At 50.5% G+C, this 23,118-nt stretch carries 25 protein-coding genes; 16 read left to right on the top strand and 9 right to left on the bottom strand.

The features are described from left to right. Positions 1-50 precede the first annotated feature (50 nt). Positions 51-1,019 (bottom strand): protein-methionine-sulfoxide reductase catalytic subunit MsrP, encoded by a 969-nt coding sequence (msrP, locus tag QQL65_RS01655; protein WP_284361408.1) that lies wholly within the window; start codon positions 1,017-1,019, stop codon positions 51-53. 186 nt (positions 1,020-1,205) lie between these two features. On the opposite strand from msrP, the gene QQL65_RS01650 reads away from it, so the two are divergent. Together QQL65_RS01650 and QQL65_RS01645 are read left to right on the top strand one after the other, a co-directional pair. Next, positions 1,206-2,081 (top strand): ribokinase, encoded by an 876-nt coding sequence (locus QQL65_RS01650; RefSeq protein WP_284361406.1) that lies wholly within the window; start codon positions 1,206-1,208, stop codon positions 2,079-2,081. After that, a complete protein-coding gene (locus QQL65_RS01645) occupies positions 2,078-3,028 on the top strand; it encodes a nucleoside hydrolase (RefSeq protein ID WP_284361404.1) in 951 nt (316 codons plus the stop codon). The genes QQL65_RS01650 and QQL65_RS01645 overlap by 4 nt, the downstream gene beginning before the upstream one ends. A 56-nt stretch (positions 3,029-3,084) precedes the next feature. Here QQL65_RS01645 and QQL65_RS01640 read toward each other — a convergent pair whose 3' ends face one another. After that, positions 3,085-4,098, bottom strand: a complete 1,014-nt coding sequence (locus QQL65_RS01640) for a D-cysteine desulfhydrase family protein (RefSeq protein WP_284361402.1) — start codon at positions 4,096-4,098, stop codon at positions 3,085-3,087. A 17-nt stretch (positions 4,099-4,115) separates the two neighbouring features. Further along, positions 4,116-5,315 carry a pyridoxal phosphate-dependent aminotransferase gene (locus tag QQL65_RS01635; protein WP_284361400.1) on the bottom strand — a complete coding sequence of 400 codons (1,200 nt, stop codon included), beginning with the start codon at positions 5,313-5,315 and terminating at the stop codon, positions 4,116-4,118. 204 nt (positions 5,316-5,519) lie between these two features. Here QQL65_RS01635 and QQL65_RS01630 point away from each other — a divergent pair, with 204 nt between their 5' ends. From QQL65_RS01630 to QQL65_RS01615, 4 genes are all read left to right on the top strand, one after another. Continuing rightward, on the top strand, positions 5,520-5,768 hold the full coding sequence (locus QQL65_RS01630; RefSeq protein ID WP_284361398.1) for a hypothetical protein: 249 nt from the start codon (positions 5,520-5,522) through the stop codon (positions 5,766-5,768). A 266-nt stretch (positions 5,769-6,034) separates the two neighbouring features. Further along, complete coding sequence (locus QQL65_RS01625; RefSeq protein WP_284361395.1) at positions 6,035-6,631, top strand: Spy/CpxP family protein refolding chaperone; 597 nt, start codon at positions 6,035-6,037, stop codon at positions 6,629-6,631. 178 nt (positions 6,632-6,809) lie between these two features. Then, a complete protein-coding gene (locus tag QQL65_RS01620; RefSeq protein WP_284361392.1) occupies positions 6,810-8,033 on the top strand; it encodes an aminotransferase class V-fold PLP-dependent enzyme in 1,224 nt (407 codons plus the stop codon). 60 nt (positions 8,034-8,093) lie between these two features. Then, positions 8,094-8,996: a DMT family transporter gene (locus QQL65_RS01615; RefSeq protein ID WP_284361390.1), complete on the top strand. Its 903-nt coding sequence runs from the start codon at positions 8,094-8,096 to the stop codon at positions 8,994-8,996. Between the two features lies 1 nt (position 8,997). On the opposite strand, the gene QQL65_RS01610 is transcribed toward QQL65_RS01615, so the two are convergent. Then, positions 8,998-9,399, bottom strand: a complete 402-nt coding sequence (locus QQL65_RS01610; protein ID WP_284361387.1) for a DUF2147 domain-containing protein — start codon at positions 9,397-9,399, stop codon at positions 8,998-9,000. Between the two features lie 92 nt (positions 9,400-9,491). Beyond that, positions 9,492-10,163, bottom strand: coding sequence for a DUF2461 domain-containing protein (locus tag QQL65_RS01605; RefSeq protein WP_284361386.1), 672 nt, complete (start codon positions 10,161-10,163; stop codon positions 9,492-9,494). 406 nt (positions 10,164-10,569) lie between these two features. Here QQL65_RS01605 and QQL65_RS01600 point away from each other — a divergent pair, with 406 nt between their 5' ends. From QQL65_RS01600 to QQL65_RS01590, 3 genes are all read left to right on the top strand, one after another. Beyond that, complete coding sequence (locus QQL65_RS01600; RefSeq protein ID WP_284361383.1) at positions 10,570-11,232, top strand: thymidine kinase; 663 nt, start codon at positions 10,570-10,572, stop codon at positions 11,230-11,232. 4 nt (positions 11,233-11,236) lie between these two features. Then, positions 11,237-11,617, top strand: coding sequence for an acyl-CoA thioesterase (locus QQL65_RS01595; RefSeq protein ID WP_284361381.1), 381 nt, complete (start codon positions 11,237-11,239; stop codon positions 11,615-11,617). 167 nt (positions 11,618-11,784) lie between these two features. Next, the gene (locus QQL65_RS01590) at positions 11,785-12,453 is read left to right on the top strand and encodes an SH3 domain-containing protein (RefSeq protein ID WP_284361378.1); all 669 of its coding nucleotides are present in this window, start codon (positions 11,785-11,787) and stop codon (positions 12,451-12,453) included. A 103-nt stretch (positions 12,454-12,556) separates the two neighbouring features. Here QQL65_RS01590 and QQL65_RS01585 read toward each other — a convergent pair whose 3' ends face one another. Genes QQL65_RS01585 through QQL65_RS01575 form a run of 3 tightly spaced genes read right to left on the bottom strand, consistent with a single transcriptional unit; the run spans position 12,557 to position 15,598 of the window. Then, on the bottom strand, positions 12,557-13,351 hold the full coding sequence (locus QQL65_RS01585; protein WP_284361376.1) for an ABC transporter ATP-binding protein: 795 nt from the start codon (positions 13,349-13,351) through the stop codon (positions 12,557-12,559). Further along, entirely contained in the window at positions 13,348-14,406 is a 1,059-nt protein-coding gene (locus tag QQL65_RS01580; protein ID WP_284361374.1) for a FecCD family ABC transporter permease, read from the bottom strand. Before QQL65_RS01580 ends, QQL65_RS01585 begins: the two co-directional genes overlap by 4 nt. 55 nt (positions 14,407-14,461) lie before the next feature. Continuing rightward, positions 14,462-15,598, bottom strand: coding sequence for an ABC transporter substrate-binding protein (locus QQL65_RS01575; protein ID WP_284361372.1), 1,137 nt, complete (start codon positions 15,596-15,598; stop codon positions 14,462-14,464). 194 nt (positions 15,599-15,792) lie between these two features. Here QQL65_RS01575 and QQL65_RS01570 point away from each other — a divergent pair, with 194 nt between their 5' ends. Next, a complete protein-coding gene (locus tag QQL65_RS01570) occupies positions 15,793-16,518 on the top strand; it encodes an SIMPL domain-containing protein (RefSeq protein WP_284361370.1) in 726 nt (241 codons plus the stop codon). A 15-nt stretch (positions 16,519-16,533) separates the two neighbouring features. On the opposite strand, the gene QQL65_RS01565 is transcribed toward QQL65_RS01570, so the two are convergent. Then, positions 16,534-17,427, bottom strand: coding sequence for an NAD-dependent epimerase/dehydratase family protein (locus QQL65_RS01565; RefSeq protein WP_284361369.1), 894 nt, complete (start codon positions 17,425-17,427; stop codon positions 16,534-16,536). A 175-nt stretch (positions 17,428-17,602) separates the two neighbouring features. On the opposite strand from QQL65_RS01565, the gene QQL65_RS01560 reads away from it, so the two are divergent. From QQL65_RS01560 to QQL65_RS01535, 6 genes are all read left to right on the top strand, one after another. Then, positions 17,603-17,983, top strand: a complete 381-nt coding sequence (locus QQL65_RS01560; RefSeq protein WP_284361365.1) for a GFA family protein — start codon at positions 17,603-17,605, stop codon at positions 17,981-17,983. 102 nt (positions 17,984-18,085) lie between these two features. Beyond that, the gene (locus QQL65_RS01555) at positions 18,086-18,472 is read left to right on the top strand and encodes a DUF1761 family protein (protein WP_284361363.1); all 387 of its coding nucleotides are present in this window, start codon (positions 18,086-18,088) and stop codon (positions 18,470-18,472) included. Positions 18,473-18,631: 159 nt separating this feature from the next. Beyond that, positions 18,632-21,085 carry an excinuclease ABC subunit UvrB gene (gene uvrB, locus QQL65_RS01550; protein WP_284361360.1) on the top strand — a complete coding sequence of 818 codons (2,454 nt, stop codon included), beginning with the start codon at positions 18,632-18,634 and terminating at the stop codon, positions 21,083-21,085. Positions 21,086-21,147: 62 nt separating this feature from the next. After that, positions 21,148-21,888: a helix-turn-helix domain-containing protein gene (locus QQL65_RS01545; protein ID WP_284361358.1), complete on the top strand. Its 741-nt coding sequence runs from the start codon at positions 21,148-21,150 to the stop codon at positions 21,886-21,888. Between the two features lie 67 nt (positions 21,889-21,955). Continuing rightward, positions 21,956-22,336: a VOC family protein gene (locus QQL65_RS01540; protein ID WP_284361355.1), complete on the top strand. Its 381-nt coding sequence runs from the start codon at positions 21,956-21,958 to the stop codon at positions 22,334-22,336. Between the two features lie 179 nt (positions 22,337-22,515). After that, positions 22,516-23,049 carry a hypothetical protein gene (locus QQL65_RS01535; RefSeq protein WP_284361353.1) on the top strand — a complete coding sequence of 178 codons (534 nt, stop codon included), beginning with the start codon at positions 22,516-22,518 and terminating at the stop codon, positions 23,047-23,049. The last annotated feature ends 69 nt before the right edge of the window (positions 23,050-23,118 follow it).

Raw genomic sequence — 23,118 nt, 5'->3', positions numbered from 1 at the left:
CAGCGGAGCCACCGGCGAGATATTGGAGGGTGGTTAGTATAGTTACGAACCTAACGGTAAAGCAGATCACCTAAATCTTGCTTATCTGCATAAAGTCCGGCCACCTGCTCTTCATATCCGTTGAACAAAAGCGTCGGCACGCGTTCGCCGGTGTGCAGAACCCGTTCCGTGGCTTGGCTCCAACGTGGGTGAGAGACTTCAGGGTTCACATTGGCCCAAAACGCATATTCACGCGATTGCAATTGCTCCCAGAAGCTCACGGGGCGTTGATCGGTAAAAGTAAACTTCACAATAGATTTGATCGATTTAAAGCCATATTTCCAAGGCACAGCCAAGCGAAGTGGCGCGCCCATTTGGTCAGCAACCTGCTTGCCATAAGCGCCGACAACCAAGAAGGCCAAATCATTTTGCGCTTCTTCAATGGTCAAGCCTTCCACATAAGGCCACGGATACCAAGGCTGAGTTTTGATGCCGCGCGCAACGCCGGGATCATTGAAGGTCTCCATGCGGATATATTTCGCACCTGATTGCGGACCTGCCATTTCAACAAGTTTTGAAAAAGCAAAACCAATCCACGGCACGGTCATTGACCATGCTTCAACGCAGCGATGTCGATAAAGCCGCTCTTCGACGCCCACTTTTGATATCAAATCATCAATGTCGATTTTTGTTGGATTATCCACCATGCCATCAATTGTGACTTCCCATGGCCGCGCTTCGAGCGCTTGTGCATCTTCGGCGATCGATTTGTGCGAACCGAATTCATAAAAATTGTTGTATGTGAGATTTACATCTTCAGGCGTGAGGTCACGATCAAGCTGATAAGCTTCATTGCGTACCGCTGACATGGGTGCACCATCATCACCAGGGGCCGCAAGCGCACTGTGGGCTGATCCAAAAACACTGGCCAATCCAACAGCACCCGCACCAGCCATTATTTGACGGCGGTTCAAGTAGACACTTTCCGGCGTCGCTTCGCGCTCCGCAATTTCCCAGCTTTTCTTATGTTTAATCAGCATCGGCTCTCTCTTCTTGCGCACTTATCTTCAATTGCAGCAGACAAAACTTCTCGATCACAGGCAACTGAGCAATTGTCAAATCACCGTGAGTACGTAACAAGATGTGTAACTGTTCAATTTAATTTTTGACCATTTGATAAAATATCTGTAGAAAGCCGAAACTTTTTATCCAGCGCGGGGGCAATCATGGCTGTCATCAACATCGGGTCGATCAATATTGATTATGTGCACCGCGTGCCGCATTTCCCACAAGCTGGCGAAACGCTGCGCAATCTCAGCTATGCCGCCGGGCTTGGTGGCAAAGGTGCAAACCAGTCGATCGCACTCGCGCTTGCCGGTGGGCAAGTCGCCCATGTGGGCCGCGTTGGCGAAGATGGGTTATGGGCAAAAGCCAAACTCGCCGATGCTGGCTTGAACACAGACAATGTGGTCACCGACGAAGGCGCTTCGGGCCATGCCGTTATCTATGTGGATGATGAGGGTGAAAACACAATCGTCATTCACGGTGGGGCCAACGAAACCCTGACCAGCGAGCAAATCACCACAGCACTTGAACTGGCCCAACCCAGCGACTGGCTGCTGTTGCAAAACGAAACAAATATGATTTTGCAGGCCGCGCAATTGGCAAAATCAAAAGGCTTAAAAGTAGCTTATGCTGCCGCGCCGTTTGATGCAGCCATTGCGGCGAAAATGATTCCCCATGTGGATCTGATTGCGGTGAATGAGATTGAAGCCGCACAATTGGCTGACACCATGAATATGCCGGTGAATGACCTACCGGTTGATAAAATCCTGATCACCAAAGGATCAAAAGGCGCAACTTTTACCGATGGCGATCAAAGCTTTGGCATTGAAGCCTTTAAAGTCGACCCCGTTGACACGACGGGCGCGGGCGACACGTTCACAGGCTATTTCCTTGCCCGTTTAGACTTAGGCGACGATCCCGCAACTGCCCTAAAAATCGCAAGCGCTGCTGCAGCCATTCAGGTCACACGCCCGGGCGCAGCAGACGCAATTCCGCACATTTCTGAAGTTTTCGAGTTCTTGGAGAGACATAAATGACCGTGCACAAAATCATCATCGACACCGATCCAGGCATTGACGACGCAATGGCGTTGCACCACGCCTTTGCCGATGAACGACTTGACGTTGTTGGACTTACAACCGTGTTCGGCAACGTGCCGGTGAAAACCGCCACCCGCAACGCCATCCACCTCACCGATCTAGCTGGATTGAAGATCCCGGTAGCCGAAGGCGCAGCAACGCCAATGACCATCACGCCAAACCCACATGCTGATTTTGTGCATGGTGTTGAAGGTTTTGGCGACTATCCGCCACAAGTGCCAAGCCGCGAAAAAGACACACGGTCAGCCGCTGAATTTTTGTGTGAAGTGACCAAAGCCAACCCCGGCGAAATCACCATTTGTGCAGTGGGTCCTTTGACCAACCTTGCGCTTGCGCTCGAGCATGACCCGGAGATCGCTAAGAACGCCAAAAAGGTTGTGATTATGGGCGGCGCGGTGGAAGCACCTGGCAACGTCACGCCTTTTGCTGAAGCCAATATCTGGAACGACCCGCACGCCGCGCAAGTGGTGTTTGACGCAGATTGGGACGTCACCCTTGTGGGTCTTGATGTGACCCACTCCGTGAGCTGCAACATGGACGATTTCCGCGACGTTACCAAACATTCACCAGACATTGGCAAATTCTTGGAGCAAGTGTCAGAATATTACATCAAATTCTACACGGAAAATGTCGGTGTAGATGGTTGTTACTTGCACGATCCAGCAGCTGTGATCGCCATCACCGACCCGGAATTCTTTGAAGTGAAAGAAGCACCGCTTAACACCATTTTGGAAGGCGACGAGGTGGGCAACACCATTGCTGACCCCGCCAAAAATGGTCGCCCGGTAAAAATCTGCCTTGAGGTCAACGACCAAGGCGTGAAGGACACATTCCTCTCAACGCTTAAAAAAGCAGATGCTCGCCGCGACGCCCGCAGCGCATAAGGCATTTGAAACTTGGTGGCCCCGGAATAAGTCCGGGGCGGCTATCAAGACTTTGTCTATTTCACAAACAGACTTGAATAAGCGCCCAGCGCCTGCGCGCCGCCTGTGTGCAAAAACACAACGCTCTCGTCGTTTGTGTATCGCCTTGCTTTGATATCAGCAACAAGCCCAGCAAAGGCTTTGCCGGTATAGACGGGATCGAGCAATATGCCCTCTTGCTCGGCCATCAATTTGATCGCCGCGTTGCCATCATCATTTGGAATGCCATAGGACGGACCGCCAACACCCGTTCGGATGCTCAACATATTCCGGTCAAATTTGGGGGCCAAACCAAGGAGAGCGAGCGTTTCTTCAGCAATCTTCCCGACAGTTTTTCCAATTTGAAATGGCTCACCCTCATTCTCCACGCCGATAATCGGAAATGGCCGGCCTGAAGCAACAGCGCCAGCGATTAGTCCGGCATGGGTACCACCGCTTGAGGTGCAATGATATAGCGCTGAAGGCGAGACATCCATCTCATCCAATTGCGTGAGCATTTCGCCAAACGCAGCCACATAGCCCAATGCGCCGATGGCATTTGAACCACCCAAAGGAATGAAATATGGCGATTTGCCGTCAGCCTTTGCATCGTCAACCATCTGCGCGCAAACCACATCGCGATCCGCCTTGGCATCAAAAACGAAGACCTTTGCACCCAAAACATGATCCAGTGTGACATTGCCTGCGGACCGATATGCTGGCTCCTGCCAGTCCACCTTGTCGATCAAAGCAAGCCGACATTCTAGCCCCAGCCGCGCTGCTGCAGCAGCAGTTTGCCGACAATGGTTAGATTGCATCCCGCCCGTGGTGATCACACAATCAGCGCCCTTGGCGATGGCGTCGGCCATCAAAAACTCCAGCTTGCGAGTTTTGTTGCCGCCACCAGCAAGCCCGGTGCAATCATCGCGTTTGATAAAGATTTTCGGCCCACCAAGAGCGGTGCTGATCCGCTCTAAATGATGCAGCGGCGTTGGAAGATGCGCCAGACTTTTGCACGCAAAAGGCGCAAGCAAGCTTTCAAACTTTGTCATAACGCATCCCCTCTTTCTTATTTCAAGCCAGCGACAAACGCTTCCAAACGATCACAAGCCCGTCCAATATCTTCCAGCGACACGGCATATGAAATGCGGAAATGTGGCGACACACCATATGCGCCGCCATGCACGGTGGCCACATCCTGCTCTTCCAAAAGCGCCATCACCACATCCTCATCATTATTGAGTTTGCGCCCGCCTTTTGTGACCTTGCCAATAAGGTCCGCACAAGATGGATAGACATAGAAAGCACCATCCGGCGTCAAACAGTCTAGTCCCTCAATTTCATTTAGTCGTGACACCAGATAATCCCGGCGTTCAACAAACGCAGCGCGCCAATCATCCAAAAATGTCTGTTCGCCATTTAGCGCTTCGACCGCCGCCCATTGGGCAATCGAACAAGGGTTGGATGTTGACTGGCCTTGCAGCTTTCGCATCGCCTTGATCAACCAATCCGGCCCTGTGCAATAACCAATGCGCCACCCGGTCATCGAATAGGCTTTCGACACACCATTCATGGTCAGCGTGCGATCCGCAAGATCAGGTGCAATCTGCGCCATTGTGAAAAACCTCTGCCCATAAGTCAGATGTTCGTAAATATCATCCATCAGGATGTGAACCTGTGGATGGCCACGCAACACCTCGGCCAGTGCTTCCAGCTCTTCTTTAGAAAAAACCGCGCCAGATGGATTGCCCGGCGAGTTGATCAACAACCATTTGGTGTTGGGCGTAATTGCCGCCGCCAATTCGTCTGCCGTGATCTTGAAGCCGCTGGCGGCACTTGTTTCCATGATCACCGGCGTTGCGCCAGTGAGATTGACCATTTCTGGGTATGAAACCCAAAACGGTGCGGGAATAAGTGCTTCATCGCCCGGGTTCAACGTTGCCACCAGCGCGTTGAAAATGATCTGTTTGCCGCCGGTTGCCACAAAACAACTTGATGGCGCAACGTCCAAATCATTCTCGCGCTTAAACTTGTCAGCAATCGCTTGTTTAAGCTCAGGAATACCATCAACCGCCGTATATTTCGTCTTACCTGCGTCCAGCGCCCGCTTTGCGGCGTCTTTGATATTATCCGGTGTGTCAAAGTCAGGTTCGCCTGCACTCATGGGGATAATGTCGACACCCGCCGCACGCTTTTCCAAAGCGATGGCAGAGATGCTCATGCTGGCAGAAGGTTTCACGCGCTGCAGCGCATCCGAAATCATAGTCATGTTGAAAGTTTCTTTGGTTGGGTCCTATCAGAAGCGATCAAAACAAGTTCGCCACCATTTGGCAAGCCGCAATTGGCATTAATCCTTTGCCACAAACTTGCCGCACAATTGAACGCAAATCTCCTAAGTTTGATCCAACTCTGACCGCAACTACGTATCATCTTGGCAACAACAAAAATGACGTGAAAAAGCAAGGATGAAGCAATGAATCGGTTCAAAAAGCAAAATGCACGCTTAGCCAAAATCACAGGGGCACTCGCTGCTCTGTTTGCTCTTCTGCTTGTCGTCAGCCCAGCCTTCGCAGCCAACGCACATCAATCCAACACATTGGCATTTGGCGTAATTTTGCCAGCGCTCGGCCTTTGCTCTGCCATCATCTTTGGCGTATGGCGCCAAATGGCGCAGACCAAACGCCAAGCGGTACCAGTGCGAAACTCAAAGCGTTCGCGCTAACAATATTCAATACGACCTCCATTCGCCCCCCGCTTTCTAAGCGAAGTCCATAGCGACAAATTGGAAAGCACCCCCCAAAAACTAAACTTGACCGATGCCTTACCCGCATCGGTCTTTTTTTTGTGTCGATTTTCAATCCTTTCCAACCTTACGGTTTTTTCATTCCGCGGAAAACTTCACGCAATGCTGGGTGCCCTATCTTCAATCTCGATCAGACGCCAAACATCAAGCGCCCACAACAGAACCGGGCAAAGGAAGAAGACAAAATGAAGAAGCTCTCAACACTCGCACTTGCAGCAACGCTAGTTGGTACAATGTCAATCAGCGCGTTCGCCCCGGCAGCTTTTGCGCAAGACAATTCAAACCAGTCGCCAAAAGCTGAACAAAAGCAAGAGCGCAAAGGCAAAGGTCAATTCCGCGCTGTTCGCGGCGGCCACGGTTTCCTTGGTGCCATTTGCTCAGAGGAAGGCGCTGATCGCCTAGACAAAATGCTCGAAATCATGGCGATCCGCATCGATCTAACTGACGAGCAACGCCCAGCATTTGACGATTTGAAAACTGCCGCACTTACAGCACAAACTGAGTTCGCTGAAAGCTGCGCCCCGCTGAAAGAAGACAAGCCTGAAGGCGCGGCTGAAAAACTGGCTCATCGCACGGCTATGATGGAGTTGCAGCTTGAAAGCATGAACACCGTGCTACCAGCATTTGAGACGTTTTACGAAACGCTAAGCGACGAACAAAAGAGCCAAATAAACAAAGCCGGTGGCAAAAAAGGACCACGTGGCGAACACGGCAAGGGCAAGCAAGGTAAAGGTCCACGCGGCCAACAAAACCAAGGTACGCCCGCCCCTTCAAATGGCTAGATTCAACTAGCCACAAGGTTTGGCGGCATGCCCTCGCTGCCAAACCTTTTCCCTTTCAAGTTTGTTCCCCCAAAGAAGCACCAATTGGCCTCCCAACCAATTGGTGTTTTTTGACTTGCCGATCAAACAATCCCGCGCTACCAATGTTGGTACAACCAATTTCTGGGAACATTCGATCATGACATTGCCACTAGATACCGAGGCGGTTCGCGCCAACTTTCCTGCGTTCAAACAAGCCAACCTTCAGGGCTGGGGATTCTTTGAAAATGCTGGCGGCGCCTACATGGCAAAGCAAGTCATCGAGCACTATAATCACTATTACACCTCCCATAAGCTGCAGCCCTATGGTGCCTACCCTGCTTCTCAAGAAGCTGGCAAGGAGATGGATTTAGCGCATGAACGTTTGGCCAAAGCGCTAAATTGTTCAGTGGACGCCATCCACATTGGCCCTTCAACCACGGCCAACACCTACACACTTGGCAAAGCTTTAGAGGAAATGCTCTCAGCAGGTGATGCAATTATCGTCACCAACCAGTGTCACGAAGCAAATACAGGTGCGTTCCGCAAGCTTGCAAAAATCGGCGTGGAAGTGCGCGAATGGCAGGTCAACACCCAAACGGCTGAACTCGACTTGGATGAGTTGGCCAACTTGCTAGATGACAAAGTGAAACTGGTGGCTTTTCCACATTGCTCCAACATTGTCGGGCACATCAATCCAGTGAAGAAGATCTGCGAAATCGCGCATTCCGTGGGCGCGATCACAGTTGTCGACGGGGTTGCATATGCGCCGCACTCCTTGCCTGACATCACCGATTTAGGTGTCGATATCTATTTGTTCTCAACCTACAAAACATATGGCCCACACCAAGGGGTGATGGTGGTTGACCCAGACCTAGCGTGGAAATTGCCAAACCAAGGACACTTCTTCAATAAAGACATTTTGCGAAAGCGTTTGGTCCCTGCAGGGCCAGACCATGCGCAAATCGCGGCTTGCAACGGCATTGTCGACTATTTCGATGAGTTGGCCAAAATTGCAGGTACGCAGGGTGCGTCCGACCCTTATCGGGCCACCTCCCTAATTATGCGCGAGCAAGAAACCGCGCTTATCGAGCCATTGCTTGCATATCTTCGTGGCCGCAACGATGTCCGCATCATTGGCCCGTCAACGGCTGAAGATCGTGTACCAACCATTGCCATCCATTGCCAAAAGCCTGGCCAGGAATTGGCGGAAGAATTGGCAAAACACAAGATCATGGCAGCGGGCGGGCATTTCTATGCTTACCGCCTAATCGACGCCCTTGATCTTGGTATTGACCATGGCGTTTTGCGCATGTCATTTGTGCATTACACCAGCCAAAGTGAAATCGAGCAGTTGATCAACGCCCTCGATAAGGTCCTATAGTATTTATCTGGCATCGCCTCATTTGGGCGAAATGCCCATTTGATGTGAAAGTTGTCGCTTATGACACGCGCCACCGCCACTGCCCTATTGATCGTTGCCACCATTATTTGGGGCTCGGCCTTCATCGCCCAAAAATCGGCCATGGGGGCAATGGAGCCGTTCACGTTCCTCGCCGCGCGCTATCTACTTGGTGGACTATTGATCTTGCCGCTCGCGATTTGGGAAAGCCGTCGGGTCAATAAACCAATCAGCAAAAAGGGCTGGACCTATATTGGCGTTTTGGTATTCGCGTTCTTTTTCGGATCGTGGTTGCAGCAAATTGGTTTGCTGACCGCATCGGTCACCAACACCGGATTCTTAACCGGTTTCTACGTGTTCTTTGTGCCTGTGTTCATGGTTCTGTTCGCAAAAGCAAAACTGCACAATCTAATTTGGGTTGCTGCCGCTCTCGCGTTTTCCGGCCTATTCCTTCTAAGCGGCGGCAAAATCGAAAACTTTGTTGAAGGCGACTACTACGTTTTAGGCAGTTCGTTCTTCTGGGCGCTATATGTGTTCTTTTTGGGCACCACTGCCAAAGAAACCCAGCGCCCGATTACCGTTTCAGCCTGCATCTTTTTGATCGGCGGCAGCATTTGCGCAGCTGGCGCGTTTGGCACCGAATCCGTAACTGTTTCAGCACTGCAAGTTGGATGGGTTGAAATTCTCTATACTGGCGTTCTATCAACGGCCATTGGCTTCACCCTGCACACCATCAGCCAGCAACATGTGCCAACAGCAAATGCGGCGCTTATTCTTTCAATGGAAAGCTTATTCGCCGCCATTGGCGCGGCCCTCATTCTGGGCGAACGCCTAACGCTAAACGGCTATTTGGGGATTGTGCTGATCTTTTCAGCCATTGTGTTGGCAGAAGCGGGCCCTGTGTTCTTTGAAAAGGCCCGTCGCCGAAAATCAATGGTGGGCTAAGCTATTTGCTGGCCACGCGATCAAGCATCACTTCTTCGCACAAAAACAACAAACAAGCTTTCACTGAAAGTTTGTTGCCGCCCAATTGTTTGACGGTGCCGTTGACCTTGTGACCTTGGAAGTGAATAGTGCCGCGCCACTTATTCAGGCCGCGCATTGGAATTTCTTCGAACAAATAGGTGCCCAACAATTTCTTGTTGTCATTATTGACGAATTTTGGATCAATCCACGCGACTTTGGCGCACAAATCGGTGCCTTTTTTGCCGCAATAGCTGATCTCATAGCGCGATTCTTTGTTGCCCGGGGTCCACATACCCTCAGGGTTCAACATCTCGGCCATAGCCGGTGCGCTCATTGACAACATTAGTGCAACTGCACCACCAATTTTGGCAAACTTGTTCATTTTATCTCCAAACAAAACAATTGCCGCCCGCATCTATCTGCTAACCACACAGTGTGGCGTCAATGTGAACATGAGCGCAATCAAACCCATTATTATACCCAAACGTGATCCACCAAATACCTATTTAATGGCGACATTTTTTCACAAATGCCAACTATCAGATTGGCAGCATCATCAAGGTTTTCAAGTGCCTTGGGGTAAGGAGCATTACCGCTTTTCACGACAAGCGCCTTTTGCCTCAACCAATCAGCATAATCAGCATCTTTATCATAGCCACGGGGCACGCGCGCTAAAGCAGGCGGATCAAGTTTGACACCGTGCTGGCAAACCGCCTCTACAGCCCCTGAAACGGCATTACCCTCATCAGACACAATTTGCTGCCGCATGCGATCAAGTTGCTCCTTATCGAGCGCCCAATGTCCCGCGCCATATCCATAACTATCTGCGTTAAATACGATGTGCGTCGCCGGTGACTTGTTCGGGTGGCCGCCAGTCCAAAATATCAGATGTACATGGGTGTGATAGGGCGTTTTGTCTTTGGAGAAACGCGTATCGCGATAAATGCGCCTGAGCGATCCATTTATCTTCGGCTCCGCCCGCAATGGCGGATTAAGCTGAGAAACGGCACCGTCCACAGTCCCGATAAGCTCCAAGCAAGGTCTAACCACTTCATTCTGAAAGCGCGGCTTGTTGGCTTCGAACCATGCGCGATCATTGTTTTCATTGAGTTCGCGTAAAAACGCGCGAAATTCTTCACCGATCATTTTGCTCTCCTTGCGCCCAAGTGCAATCAGTTTGCACTTTCTTATTTGCATGTCGATTGGCAACTCACGCGTTCGACAGCTAAACCTAGTATGCACATAACTAAAGATTTCATCTCACCGACATCAAACTGTCAAAAAACCAAATTAGGTTTGTAACTGTTCAAAACGCATGCCCCGCGAATTGGACGAAGCAGCATGCATAGCTGCGCACTACTGACGTGTCCCCCACCCCAACGAGACACGCGATGGCCGCTACGTCAGCGGCCATTTTTTTGTGCCCTTAAGCCACGATTATCGAACGAAACTGGGGGAATTTGTTCAATTCGACGCCGCACCGCTTCAATTTGCGTCGAGTTCACGCCTACAATGCACGCCAAGCTAATCGATTCCACAAAGGGCCCGGGCAATGGCAAAGCTTTATTTCTCCTATGCAGCGATGAATGCGGGCAAATCGACAATTCTTTTGCAGGCCGCCCACAACTACCAAGAACGCGGCATGCATGTGCGGCTCTACACATCATCCCTTTATGTGGAAGATGGCGTTGGCAAAATCACGTCGCGCATTGGACTGGACGTTGAAGCCAACCTCTATGACCGCGAACTGGACCTGTTGGCCGATGTCGAAGTTGCCAACAAAGAAAAGCGCATCAATTGTATTTTTGTGGATGAAGCACAGTTTTTGACAAGCGCTCAGGTTTGGCAATTGGCGCGCGTCGCGGATCGTTTGGGCATTCCGGTAATGTGCTTCGGCCTACGAACAGATTTTCAAGGCAAACTGTTTGAAGGCTCGGCTGAACTGCTGGCCATTGCCGATATTCTGCGCGAGATCCGCACCATCTGTGAGTGTGGATCCAAGGCCTCAATGGTTGTTCGCCTGGACGAGAATGGCGACGTCATCCGCGAAGGCGAACAGGTTAGCATTGGCAAAGAGGTCTATGTTTCCCTTTGCCGGCGCCATTGGGAAGAGCGCATGAATCCAACCAGCGTTGTGAATATTGAACGCCAAACATCGCTCGATCTGGGCGATGATGATGAAGATGATCACCCAACTATTTCGGCAATAGGATAAGCAAATGAGCGAAGACGCACCCAAAGGCGAACTGACTATCCGCACTATCGCAATGCCTGGTGATACGAACCCATCAGGCGATATTTTTGGCGGCTGGGTGCTCAGTCAAATGGATATTGCAGGCGGCATCGCAGCAGCAGAACGTTCAAAATCTCGCGTTGTCACCGTCGCGGTGGAAGCCATGACCTTTATTGCCCCAGTTAAAGTGGGAGACGTGCTGTGCGTTTACACAACGATTGAGCGCGTGGGCAACACATCAATTGCCGTGTTTATGGAAGCCTGGGCGCGCCGAAACCGCTTGGATGAGCGGGAAAAAGTGACCGATGGCCGCTTTGTTTATGTGGCGCTTGATGAGACGGGCAAGGCAAAACCGGTCCAAAAATAGGCCATTCCGCACCGCCAAAATACATCTAAACATTTGTTTTTAATGAATAAGTCTCCCAGTTCATGAACATGAACTGAAACTGAACATTACCATTCAGTAACCATTCAGCAAGGTTTTGGTTAAGTGGCATCACAGAATTCGTGAAGCTCAAAACTGGGAGATCTGAAATGGACTTTCGCAAAATCACCAAAACCGTCGCATTGGCCACAATCGGCGTCATCATCACCGGCACCTCAGCATTTGCATTTGCCGCTAAGGCTCAATCAGCACTGAATGTACGCTCTGGCCCGGGCACGGGCTACAACATTGTTGACGCCTTGTATAAAGGCGAAACAGTAAATGTGAACAAATGTACCCCATCCAAAAAGTGGTGCTATGTTACTCACAAAGGCCCTGACGGCTGGGTTGCTGCCAAATATTTGAAAAAAATCGGCCACAAACCAAAGCCAAAACCAACACCAACGCCAACATATGAAGATCCAAAAGTTACATTTGGCTTCCAGTTTGGCTCAGGCGGCTCATCTTTCACCTTCGGTTTTTCAACAGATGATGGCTACACATATCCGCACAAGCCACGCAAAGCCAAAGTCTGTTTCTATAGCCAGAAGAACTATCGCGGCAGAAAAGCATGTGTGAATGCAGGTAAGTCAAACAACTTGCTACCGCCAAAATGGAATGATCGGATTTCATCAATCCAAATCATCGGCGACGCAGCGGTGAAAGTGTGTAAGCACAAGAACTTCAAAGGCATCTGCCGCACTATCGATCATGACGTTCCGCGTCTCGGCTGGCGCCTAAACAATGAAATTTCGTCTTATAAGTCATACCGCTACTAGGACGATCCTGACCTTACAGCATTGATGCTGTCCTCCAACTGCCCCGGCCAAAAGCTGGGGCAGATTTTTATTGGATGCGTTTGGTGCATCGACCGATCAACACTCACGCAACACGTTTTGCTTGCACCTTGTTCAATGTTGCGTCCACAAACAATCTCCCAGAACCCGTGCGGCCAAGCTCGGTTGATACGCCATATGCATCATCAATATCTGAGCTGCCAAGCACCAACTCTGGCGAGCCATCCGCTCTGATTTGACCATCTTTGATCAGCACCAAACGGTCGCAAAATTGAGCTGCCAAATTGAGATCATGCAGGGCTGCAAGTCCCACCAGCCCATTTGATGTGATCGCTTTTCGGATCTGGCTCATAATTTGCAATTGATGGCGAAGGTCGAGCGCGCTTGTAGGTTCATCAAACAAAATTATGTCAGGTTCGCGCACCAAGGTTTGCGCCACCGCAACCATTTGCGCCTGACCGCCGCTTAGAAACGCGATATTGCGCCCCGCAATATGTTCCAAACCGAGGGTGTGCAAAATGCTCGCCACTCGATCCAACTGTGCTTGGTTTACGCGCCAACCACCACTTTGCTTCAGTGCGAGCAACACCGATTCAAAAACCGTTAAAACCGCATTGCAGCCATAAGCTTGGGGCATATAGGCCACATGTTTCGCCCGCTGAGCGCGCGACATATTGAACGTTGACTTACCATTGATCAAAATGTCTCCGCTCATGGGCTTTATGACCCCAGCGATAGATTTGAACAAGGTGGACTTTCCCGCCGCATTAGGACCAATCACCCCAACAAGTTCACCTGATTGCAAATTCTCAATCGTCACATCGGTCAAGATTTTTGTACCGGAATAGCCGGCATGTAATCCGTCAATTAGCAAACTCATCTTAGTCGCTCCTTACGTGTGTTGAGAATGAGAATGATGAAAATTGGCACGCCGATTAGCGCGGTGATGATGCCAATTGGGTAAATCACGCCAGGCGTGATCATTTTTGAGACCACCGAGGTTAGCGACATCACCAACGCGCCAACCAATGCTGAAAGTGGAAAGAAATAGCGTTGATCTTCTCCCACAATCATCCGTGCAATATGTGGCCCCACAAGACCGACAAATCCAACCGTGCCAACAAAGGCCACGGCCGTCGCGGCGAGCAACGAAATGATGATGAGCATTTCAATACGAATGCGCTCCACATCAACACCAAAGCTAATCGCTGCTTCCTCACCCATCCGCAAGGCGGTGAGCTGCCAGCTGCGCCAAAAGCAGATGGGCAAAATCACCACAAGCAATAAGCCACCCAATCCAATCTTTTCCCAGCTCGCGCGCGACAAAGACCCCATCATCCAAAACACAATGCGGGCCAACTCATCTTCTGAGGCCATATATTGCATGATCGCCAGCGCCGCATTGAACGTGAAAAAGATCGCGATGCCGAACAGGATCATCGTTTCCGCACCAATGCCTTTAAGGCGCGACGCAAAAAGCACCAACCCACAGGTCGCTAAAGCAAAAACAAACGCATTCATGGTGACAAGCAAATGCCCGACACCGGGCACCAGGCTCCAGCCTGTAACAATCGCGAGCGCGGCACCAAAACTGGCAGCTGATGAAACGCCTAGGGTAAATGGTTCGGCCAAAGGGTTATTCAAAATTGTTTGCATTTGAGCCCCAGCAATCGCCAAAATTGCACCAACAAGAATGGCGGTAACCGCAACGGGCAAACGAAAATCCCAAACAATCACTTCTAGCTTGATGCCATGAGCATTTTTATCAAGCAGTGTTTCAAATACTGTTGATAATGGAAAATTCCCCGGCCCATTCGACACGTCGATAATAAAGCTCAAAAGCAGCAAAAGCCCCACGATAGACAGGCCAAGCCAACGCTTCCTAACGTCCCGCACATAATCATCCATGGGCGCCGAATTCTGCGCTATATCCATTGATCTATTCCTTAAAGAAAAGGCCGCCCATCTTTACGATGGACGGCGATTGGAACTATTTGAGCGTTGCCCAGAACAAACCTGAATTGTCGATAGGCAAGAACCGGTCATGCAACTCATCAAACGTCGCATGAGGGTCCAAATCCGCGAACAAATCTGGATGCATCCACTTTGCAAAAGCCTGCATGGCAACAAAGTGATAAGGGCTATTGTAGAACTGATGATAGATTGAGTGGAAGCGGCCATTCTTTACCGCTGACAATGCACCCCAGCCTTTGCGGCCCGCCAAATTTGCCAGCCGTTGTTGGGTTTCCGCCTCGCCGGCTTCATATCCAAATAGAACCGCTGCGGTATCTGGCTTTGCCTCTGACCAATTGGCACCTGTGCCAATAATTACGTCTGGATCATCAACAAAAATCGATTCTGGATTTACCTTGCCGCCAAACCCAGGGAACTTGCGTGTGCCCCAGTTGATGCCACCAGCCAGGTCCACCAAGCGCCCCAAATTTGCACTACCAAATGTGCCGCAACATTTGTCTGGATTGTATCCAGCCGCCCGTTCAATAAACACAACCGGCTTGTCTTCGTCTTTTAATGTTTCGGTGCGCGCGTAGATCAACGACATGTTTTTCACATAGAAATCGACAAACTCATCAGCGCGATCTCGCTTGTCAAAAATCCGGCCCAACATTTGCAGGCTTGGCACTGTATTCTGGGTTGGTCTTTGCCTGAAATCGACAAACACCACGGGTATTCCGGCTTTTTCCAGCTTGGCAATGATGCCGCTTTCCTGCGCCTTCATCAGATTGCCCAAATTCAAAATGAGCAATTGCGTATCAAGCCCAATTACCGTTTCAAGGCTATATTCGCCTGAATACGGACTGCCAAGATTTTGGATGTCGTAAGCTTTTGGAAACTTCTGCGCATATTTACGAAACGCGTCCGGGTCATATTTGATCAGATCGTCTTTCCAACCAACAACGCGTTCAAACGGATTCTCCTTGTCTAAAAGCGCAAGTGAGTAGATCATCCGCCCCTCACCCAAAACGATCCGCTTGGGGTCTTTTTCAACCTGAACCGAACGGCCCGCAATATCAGTTACCGTTATTGTTTCAGCGATCGAGGGAACGGCAGACACAAACAAACAAGCCGCCGAAGCGACCGCGCCAAGCACTAGTGATTTAATGGACATTTTTATTCTTTCTGCAAATTAGAATGTGTTTTCAGATTTGCGACCAACGGCATGTAAGTTAATATGATTATAAAAGTCAAGTTATCAAATTGCTCAGATCGAATTTCCACAGGTGAATGAACATCGCCCTATTTCCGCCGCCTTAATGGTCTTTGCTTCGCACATACTTGATCAAGATTGTTGAGGCGCTGGCCATGAACCCACTCTCCATTATCTCTGCCGCCATTATTGCATTGGGCATGACCGCTGGCGGTTGGTTGCTTGGCCAATCGCTTGAGAACAGCCGCAAACCAATCCGCACCGTCACGGTAAAAGGCTTGGCCGAGCAAAATGTGAAAGCTGATTTGGGGTTCTGGCCGATCCGCTTTATTGCCACCGGACCAACATTGGAGGCTGCACGTTCCAACCTTGAGATTTCGGAGAACGCCGTGCGCAAATTCTTGGCGGAGCGCGGGTTCAAGAACACCGAAATCGAAGTGCAAAACTTACGCGTTGAAGATCGCTATGCAGGCTACAACGGTGGCAATTATCCAGCCGATGTACGCTTCAATTTGAACGAAGATATGCTCGTGACAACTGACCAAGTTGACGCCCTCGCCGCCGCCTCGCGCGATATCGGCGAATTGCTAAAAGCAGGCGTTGTGTTTTCATCAGACAGTTGGTCTGGCGGCCCAAGCTTTGTCTTTACTGGGATTGCGGATTTGAAATCTGAAATGCTGACCGAAGCCACGGGCCGCGCCCGAGAAGCGGCGCAGCAGTTTGCGGAGCAATCCCAATCAAAAGTGGGCAACATCCAAACCGCCAACCAAGGCGTGTTCCAAATCTTGCCCGCTGTGGACATTCCAAATGATCGTCCGGACAAGCAGATCGATAAAAAGGTGCGCGTTGTGTCCACCATCACCTACTTTTTGGTCGACTAGGAAAAGCCCCAAAGCCTATTCTGCGCTTATATAATCGCGCCAACTATGCTGCGGAGCGAAACCCAATAGCTTCTTTGCTTTGGCATTCGAATAAAAGGTCTCGTGCGTCCCCATTTGCGCTTTTTGCGGCACGCCTTGATAAAACTCATCAATCAATTCTTGCGTGGTGGGCGCAACCGAATGATCGTCGTTTGAGACATTAAAAAGCTCAAAACCCAAGCCATCCGTTTGCAAGCAGCGTTCGACCATTTGCCCCAAATCGCGCGCATCAATATAAGCAAAAATGTTGCGTCGCCGGATGGACGCGTCTGCCAAATAGGCTGGGAAGTTTTCTTCATATTCATGCGGCTCGATCACATTGTTGATCCGCAAGCCATAAATGTCGGCGCCACTGCGCCGCTGAAAGCTTCGGGCGGTGACTTCATTCGCAACTTTTGACATCGCATAGCTATCTTCTGGGACAACCGGATGATCTTCGTCCACCGGAATGTATTCAGGCTTGCGTTCGCCATCGGCAAAGCAAACGCCATAAGTTGTTTCGGAAGAAGCGAAAATGACCTTGCGCACACCTGCTTTAAGAGCTGCATCAATCACATTGTAAGTGCCGATTGTATTGACCCGGTAGCACTCATTATCAGAGGTCAAAAGCAGGCGCGGTACCGCTGCAAAATGCACAACTGCATCGAATTTCGGCACACCTGTGCCGGGTTCCAACTCGTCAAACCCTGCATAAGAGAACATGACATCATAGACTTGCCCCGCATCTGTTATGTCCGCAATCCGATTGTCGACCCCCGGCATATCAAGCGGCACTCGATCGACATTGAGCACACGGTGCCCCCTATCTAACAAATAGGCCACCGCGTGTTTTCCCGCCTTACCTGATCCGCCAGTGAACAAAATCCGCATCGAAGTCTCTCCATTTGCTGTGAGTTAAATGGTATTTTATTTGCCCCACAAAATAAACAACTCTTCATGACTTATCCTCGCCTGACCAACTCCAACCCCTTGTGGACAACGACGCAATCAAACCGCATTATCTTTCTCAATCAGCTTATCTAACGAACAAAACAGGATGGCGAACATGAGCAATGTCCAAGGCGGTTGCCTTTGCGGTGATGTGCGGTTTGAGACAACCAGCAGTCCAGATAGTGTGGGCATTTGCCATTGCTTAGATTGCCGAAAGCATCATGGCGCTCTGTTCTATGCGGCTGCCATTTTCAAACATGACGATGTCAAAATCACAGGCGAAACAAATCACTATAAGGGCCGACATTTTTGCCCCAATTGCGGATCGTCGGTTTTTGCAAAAACGGGCGACGAAACTGAGGTTCACTTGGGCGCATTCGACCAGCCCAACCAATTCGTTCCAACATACGAGCTGTGGTGCGCACGGCGCGAAGAATGGCTACCGCCCTTTGTAACAACAAAACAATTCGAAAAAGAACCCAAAGACAAAGGTTAACAAAAACTTGCCAAAATGTCGCACCCATGCAAGATTTTGCATGGCTGTATTGGGGCGACAGCGAGTTTGAGGAGAAACGCCCTTTTTCGAGTGGGGAACAAAATGGAAGAAATTACTGCAAATGTAAGCTGGTTGGCAATTATTGTCGGCACAGTGCTGGCGTTCATCTTGGGATGGCTATGGTATTCGGAACGTATGTTCGGCGTAAAATGGGCGCAAGGTATAGGCGCAGAACTTGGAAGCGCGTCGTCGATGCCGATGGGAGCGATGGCAACCCAATTCCTTGGATTATTTGGACTAGCTTGGATCGTTGCAATTACCGCGCGGACGAACAGTCTTTTGACCATGATTCTGATCACCGTTGCTTTTGTGCTGCTGCAATATGCGGGCAATTCATTTGCGAGCAAATCCATGTACGCAAAAATCACGGAAGGCGGATACGTGGTCGCAAGCGTGGTGATTATGATCGCTGTGCAAATGGTGCTTTAAGCACGTTGCGAATTAGCGGAGAGACGGGGCCCTGTCGCACAGCGCGGCAGGGCTTTTTTGTGGCAAATCAATCCATTTGTTCTCTTTACGTTCACAGCAATAGTGCCTATATTGATCGCCAATGCTCCTTAAAGACTTAGACGCGCAGGATTCCCCATCATGAGTGGCGACAAAAAACAACCTGAACGCCCCGGCAAAGCAGACTTCTCGATAGATGATTTCATCACCGAGATTGAAAAGGCTGAGGACATTGAAGCGTCTAAACCGCTGCCCCAACAACGCTTGCGCAATGCGCGCGCGTTAGACCGCGCAGAAGCAGCCGAAGCCAAGCGCAGGACCACCAAAACATCAAACCCCGACACTGTCACCGGCATGTCAAAGAAGTCGCCGAAATCAAAAGCAAACGCGGTTGAGCGCCCCGAAAACCTGGATGGTTTCGCTGAAGCACCACAAGCCGGATTCATGGCGCCGGGCAAGCCAATCGAGGCGAAGTCGGGCGTTTCAGAAACAGTAAAAGCGCTTGAAAACCTCATTCAATATGGCCGCGAAGAAGTTGAGGGCGTTGAAGCGTGGAAACCGCACCGCCCTTCTCGCCCGCCAAAACTTGAAGGCGGCATCAAATTTGAATTAGCGACAGATTTTGAACCCCAGGGCGATCAGCCAACCGCCATTGCCGAATTGCAAGAAGGCATTGAAAACGGTGAAACCGACCAAGTGCTGCTGGGCGTAACTGGTTCAGGCAAAACGTTTACCGTTGCCTCGCTGATTAACAACACGCAGCGCCCCGCACTCATTCTGGCCCCAAACAAGACATTGGCGGCCCAGCTTTATGGCGAGTTCAAAAGCTTCTTCCCTAACAATGCGGTAGAATACTTCGTATCGTTTTACGACTATTACCAGCCCGAAGCCTATGTGCCGCGCACCGATACGTTCATTGAAAAAGAATCTACGATCAATGATCAAATTGACCGCATGCGCCACTCCGCAACTCGCGCCGTGCTCGAGCGCGACGATGTGATCATCGTGGCTTCTGTCTCGTGCATTTATGGTATCGGGTCGGTGGAAGGCTACACCTCAATGATCGTGGACCTGAAAGAAGGTCAAAAGATCGATCAGCGCGAATTGCTCGCGCAACTGGTGGCACTGCAATATAAACGCAACGAAGCAAGCTTTGTGCGTGGCACCTTCCGCGTGCGTGGCGACACAATCGAAATATTCCCCGCTCACTATGACAGCGCAGCTTGGCGCGTTTCCCTGTGGGGCGATGAAATCGAATCTATCGTTGAATTTGATCCACTAACCGGCCACAAAGCGGCGAACTTAAAATACATTCGGCTCTATGCGAATTCACACTATGTGACCCCGCGCCCGACACTCAACCAAGCGATGAAATACATCAAAAACGAGCTGCAAGGTCGCCTGCAAGAACTTAACGGCATGGGCAGGTTCTTAGAAGCGCAGCGCCTGGAACAGCGCACCTTGTTCGATTTGGAAATGATGGAGGCGACGGGTTCTTGTGCCGGTATTGAAAACTATTCGCGCTATCTCACAGGCCGACAGCCGGGTGAACCGCCCCCAACACTATTCGAATATCTGCCAGATGATGCTTTGGTTTTTGTCGATGAAAGCCACGTCACCATCGGCCAACTTGGTGCCATGTATCGCGGCGACTTTAGACGCAAAGCAACACTTGCCGAATATGGTTTCCGCTTGCCTTCCGCCATGGACAACCGTCCGTTGCGATTTGAAGAGTGGAACGCGATGCGCCCTCAATCTGTATATGTGTCAGCGACCCCCGGGCAGTGGGAAATGGACCAAACCGGCGGCGTATTTGCAGAGCAAATCATCCGCCCAACTGGCTTGATTGACCCACCTGTGGAAATTCGCCCGGCAACAAACCAAGTTGACGACGTCATCGACGAGATCAAGCAAGTTGCCATAACCGGCTACCGCACATTGGTCACCACTTTGACCAAAAAAATGGCCGAAGATCTAACCGAGTACATGCACGAACAGGGCATCAAAGTGCGCTACATGCACTCGGATACCGACACGATTGAGCGGATCGAAATCATCCGCGATTTGCGGCTTGGCGCATTTGACGTGCTTGTGGGCATCAACTTGCTGCGTGAAGGTTTGGACATCCCCGAATGTGGATTGGTCGCAATTTTGGATGCGGACAAAGAGGGCTTTTTGCGCTCTGAAACCTCTCTTATCCAAACCATTGGCCGCGCCGCGCGGAATGCTGAGGGTCGCGTGATCCTCTATGCCGACAAAGTGACAGGCTCGATGGAGCGCGCGATTGGCGAAACAAACCGACGCCGCGAGAAACAAGAGCAGTACAACCTTGAGCACGGCATCACCCCGCAATCGATCAAATCCGATATCAAAAACATCATGGATTCGGTTTACGAAGGTGATCGCGTCACCGTTGGAACCGGCGGCAAGTTCGCTAAAGGCGATGTGCATGTAGGCGACAACCTCGCCGCGACCATCAAAGACCTGGAGGCCAAAATGCGTGACGCTGCCACCAACCTCGAGTTTGAGGAAGCGGCGCGTCTAAGGGACGAAGTGAAACGGCTCAAGGATATGGAACTGGATATTATTGATTAGCGGCGTGCGCATTAAAACCAGCCACCCAAAAGCTTCAGTTCCTCAGATCATGATGGCAAAAAATGTATGACCCGAAGGGCAACAGCAAGGACAAATCAGTCCAAGCTGTTCAGTTTGTTGAGGCGGAGCCGCCCGAACATCTGCGCGGAATCGTACATCGCTTTTTGGCGCTAAAGACCAATGGTTCTTTGCCTGAGGACTATAGGTTTCACGCCCTGCCCGACGCCTGCGCCTATTTGGTTTTTGACCAACTGTCACCCACCATCGCTGGGGCGACAAAACTGCGCGCTGAATCTGAAGAGTTCAACCTTGGCAAAGAGTTTCATTTTGTAAACATTCGCTTCATGCCGGGCGTCTGGCAAGAAGATCGCGAACCGCTGAGATATGGATTGCTCAACCAACCTTATAAAGGTGCATTGCCAATTAACGATACGGCACAGAAGCTGGTCGGCTGTCCCTTTGAAAAGCAACAATCCACTCTAATTAGCTTTGTCCAAACTCTGGTTGAAGACAACATTGTTGCGCCCAACCCGACCACCGAAAAAATCTTCCAGAACCTGGACGAGATCACGTCAGTTGCTGATATGGCAGAGGCAACCAACATTTCTGCGCGTCAACTACAACGCATTCTAAAAAAATCGACAGGCTTCACGCCCCATGACTTTTTGAAAATCTTGCGCCTACAACAATCACTAAATGGCGCCGATACTTGGTCTTACGCTGACCAATCTCATTTCATCCACTCTTTTCGCAAAGCAACAGGTTATACGCCGGGAAAATTTGCCAAAAAGTTTGATGTCTGAAATCTACAATACGCTCATCATTTCGCTTGCTAGTTCTTGGTCATAAATTCAATTGTTGGAGACAATTATGACCAAAATGAACGCTGTAGGCTGGTTCGACATCTATGTAAATAACCTCGATCGTGCGACTGCTTTTTACGAGACCGTCTTCGCCACCAAACTGGATCCAATGGGCGACCCTACTGGCGAAACTCAAATGATGGCGTTCACCGCCGACATGTCCGCCTATGGCGCAGCGGGAGCACTAACGAAATCTGACCATGCCAAACCGGGCGTTGGGGGTACAACTATTTATTTCATGTCAAAAGACTGCGCCATCGAACAGGCGCGTGTTGAAGAAGCAGGCGGTCAAATCATCCGCCCCAAATTCTCCATCGGCGAATTTGGATGGGTCACCCTTTGCCAAGATACCGAAGGCAATGTTTTTGGGCTGAACTCAATGGAATAAAGCCCCAATCATTTGGCGGCGCACTTGAACTCCTCGTGCGTCGTCAAACTCGCAATTTCCAAAGCACCAAGCGAAATACTTTCGAAACCCTGTTACCAAAGAAGCTCCGCCACACAGAATTCACACTGTTCAGTGGCAAAAAAATCGTGTGTATTACGCCCAAAAAGTGAGGAAAATTCATGCGTAAAGTAATTGCAGTCCCTTTTTTGGCTCTTGCCCTAACATCGCCCGCAGCGGCACAACAATTTGGCAGCGGCGACTGGGCTGCAAGCAGAATCGGCCAGACGTGTTATGTGTTCACTGTCCGGTCAGCACGCGACACCAGCGGTGCTCTGGTGTTCAGTTTTGAACAACAAGGGTTTAATGCGAACTTCAGCTACGAATATGCACCATGGCCGGGCGAAACGGGCGCCCCTTGGGGGCAAGACGACTATGTGGTTCTTGAAGTCGATGGCGAGGAAACCTGGCTTGGTGACGAGATGTTCCCAGTTGAAACGTCAAGCGGATACGGTGCATCTATGACCTCAGGGTTCGTGGTGGAAATGATTGGCGAAATCAGCGGCGCTTCAAATTCTGTTGGCTATTCAATGAACCTGCAAGCGCAGGGCGAAACAGTTCTATTCGGTCTGTTTTCTGTTGCCGGTTTTGAACAAAGCATGGCGCAGGCCGGTCAATGGTGCCAGTTCGATCCTAAGGCACTTCCTGAAAGCTGATTGATCGCCCAATCCAACAACATAGTGTGCGGACGCGTGCTTTAATCTGCCATCGAAAGCACCAATTCA

Origin of the sequence: Maritalea porphyrae, from assembly GCF_030159895.1 — a bacterium.
In the GTDB taxonomy this organism is placed as follows: Bacteria; Pseudomonadota; Alphaproteobacteria; order Rhizobiales; family Devosiaceae; genus Maritalea; species Maritalea porphyrae.
Note: the sequence above shows the minus strand (reverse complement) of the source record. Positions and strands in the feature narration are given on the sequence as shown.

Coding starts and splice junctions, on each gene's coding strand:
- msrP (WP_284361408.1), bottom strand. CDS start 1,019: ATGCTGATTAAACATAAGAAAAGCTGGGAAATTGCGGAGCGCGAAGCG.
- QQL65_RS01650 (WP_284361406.1), top strand. CDS start 1,206: ATGGCTGTCATCAACATCGGGTCGATCAATATTGATTATGTGCACCGC.
- QQL65_RS01645 (WP_284361404.1), top strand. CDS start 2,078: ATGACCGTGCACAAAATCATCATCGACACCGATCCAGGCATTGACGAC.
- QQL65_RS01640 (WP_284361402.1), bottom strand. CDS start 4,098: ATGACAAAGTTTGAAAGCTTGCTTGCGCCTTTTGCGTGCAAAAGTCTG.
- QQL65_RS01635 (WP_284361400.1), bottom strand. CDS start 5,315: ATGACTATGATTTCGGATGCGCTGCAGCGCGTGAAACCTTCTGCCAGC.
- QQL65_RS01630 (WP_284361398.1), top strand. CDS start 5,520: ATGAATCGGTTCAAAAAGCAAAATGCACGCTTAGCCAAAATCACAGGG.
- QQL65_RS01625 (WP_284361395.1), top strand. CDS start 6,035: ATGAAGAAGCTCTCAACACTCGCACTTGCAGCAACGCTAGTTGGTACA.
- QQL65_RS01620 (WP_284361392.1), top strand. CDS start 6,810: ATGACATTGCCACTAGATACCGAGGCGGTTCGCGCCAACTTTCCTGCG.
- QQL65_RS01615 (WP_284361390.1), top strand. CDS start 8,094: ATGACACGCGCCACCGCCACTGCCCTATTGATCGTTGCCACCATTATT.
- QQL65_RS01610 (WP_284361387.1), bottom strand. CDS start 9,399: ATGAACAAGTTTGCCAAAATTGGTGGTGCAGTTGCACTAATGTTGTCA.
- QQL65_RS01605 (WP_284361386.1), bottom strand. CDS start 10,163: ATGATCGGTGAAGAATTTCGCGCGTTTTTACGCGAACTCAATGAAAAC.
- QQL65_RS01600 (WP_284361383.1), top strand. CDS start 10,570: ATGGCAAAGCTTTATTTCTCCTATGCAGCGATGAATGCGGGCAAATCG.
- QQL65_RS01595 (WP_284361381.1), top strand. CDS start 11,237: ATGAGCGAAGACGCACCCAAAGGCGAACTGACTATCCGCACTATCGCA.
- QQL65_RS01590 (WP_284361378.1), top strand. CDS start 11,785: ATGGACTTTCGCAAAATCACCAAAACCGTCGCATTGGCCACAATCGGC.
- QQL65_RS01585 (WP_284361376.1), bottom strand. CDS start 13,351: ATGAGTTTGCTAATTGACGGATTACATGCCGGCTATTCCGGTACAAAA.
- QQL65_RS01580 (WP_284361374.1), bottom strand. CDS start 14,406: ATGGATATAGCGCAGAATTCGGCGCCCATGGATGATTATGTGCGGGAC.
- QQL65_RS01575 (WP_284361372.1), bottom strand. CDS start 15,598: ATGTCCATTAAATCACTAGTGCTTGGCGCGGTCGCTTCGGCGGCTTGT.
- QQL65_RS01570 (WP_284361370.1), top strand. CDS start 15,793: ATGAACCCACTCTCCATTATCTCTGCCGCCATTATTGCATTGGGCATG.
- QQL65_RS01565 (WP_284361369.1), bottom strand. CDS start 17,427: ATGCGGATTTTGTTCACTGGCGGATCAGGTAAGGCGGGAAAACACGCG.
- QQL65_RS01560 (WP_284361365.1), top strand. CDS start 17,603: ATGAGCAATGTCCAAGGCGGTTGCCTTTGCGGTGATGTGCGGTTTGAG.
- QQL65_RS01555 (WP_284361363.1), top strand. CDS start 18,086: ATGGAAGAAATTACTGCAAATGTAAGCTGGTTGGCAATTATTGTCGGC.
- uvrB (WP_284361360.1), top strand. CDS start 18,632: ATGAGTGGCGACAAAAAACAACCTGAACGCCCCGGCAAAGCAGACTTC.
- QQL65_RS01545 (WP_284361358.1), top strand. CDS start 21,148: ATGTATGACCCGAAGGGCAACAGCAAGGACAAATCAGTCCAAGCTGTT.
- QQL65_RS01540 (WP_284361355.1), top strand. CDS start 21,956: ATGACCAAAATGAACGCTGTAGGCTGGTTCGACATCTATGTAAATAAC.
- QQL65_RS01535 (WP_284361353.1), top strand. CDS start 22,516: ATGCGTAAAGTAATTGCAGTCCCTTTTTTGGCTCTTGCCCTAACATCG.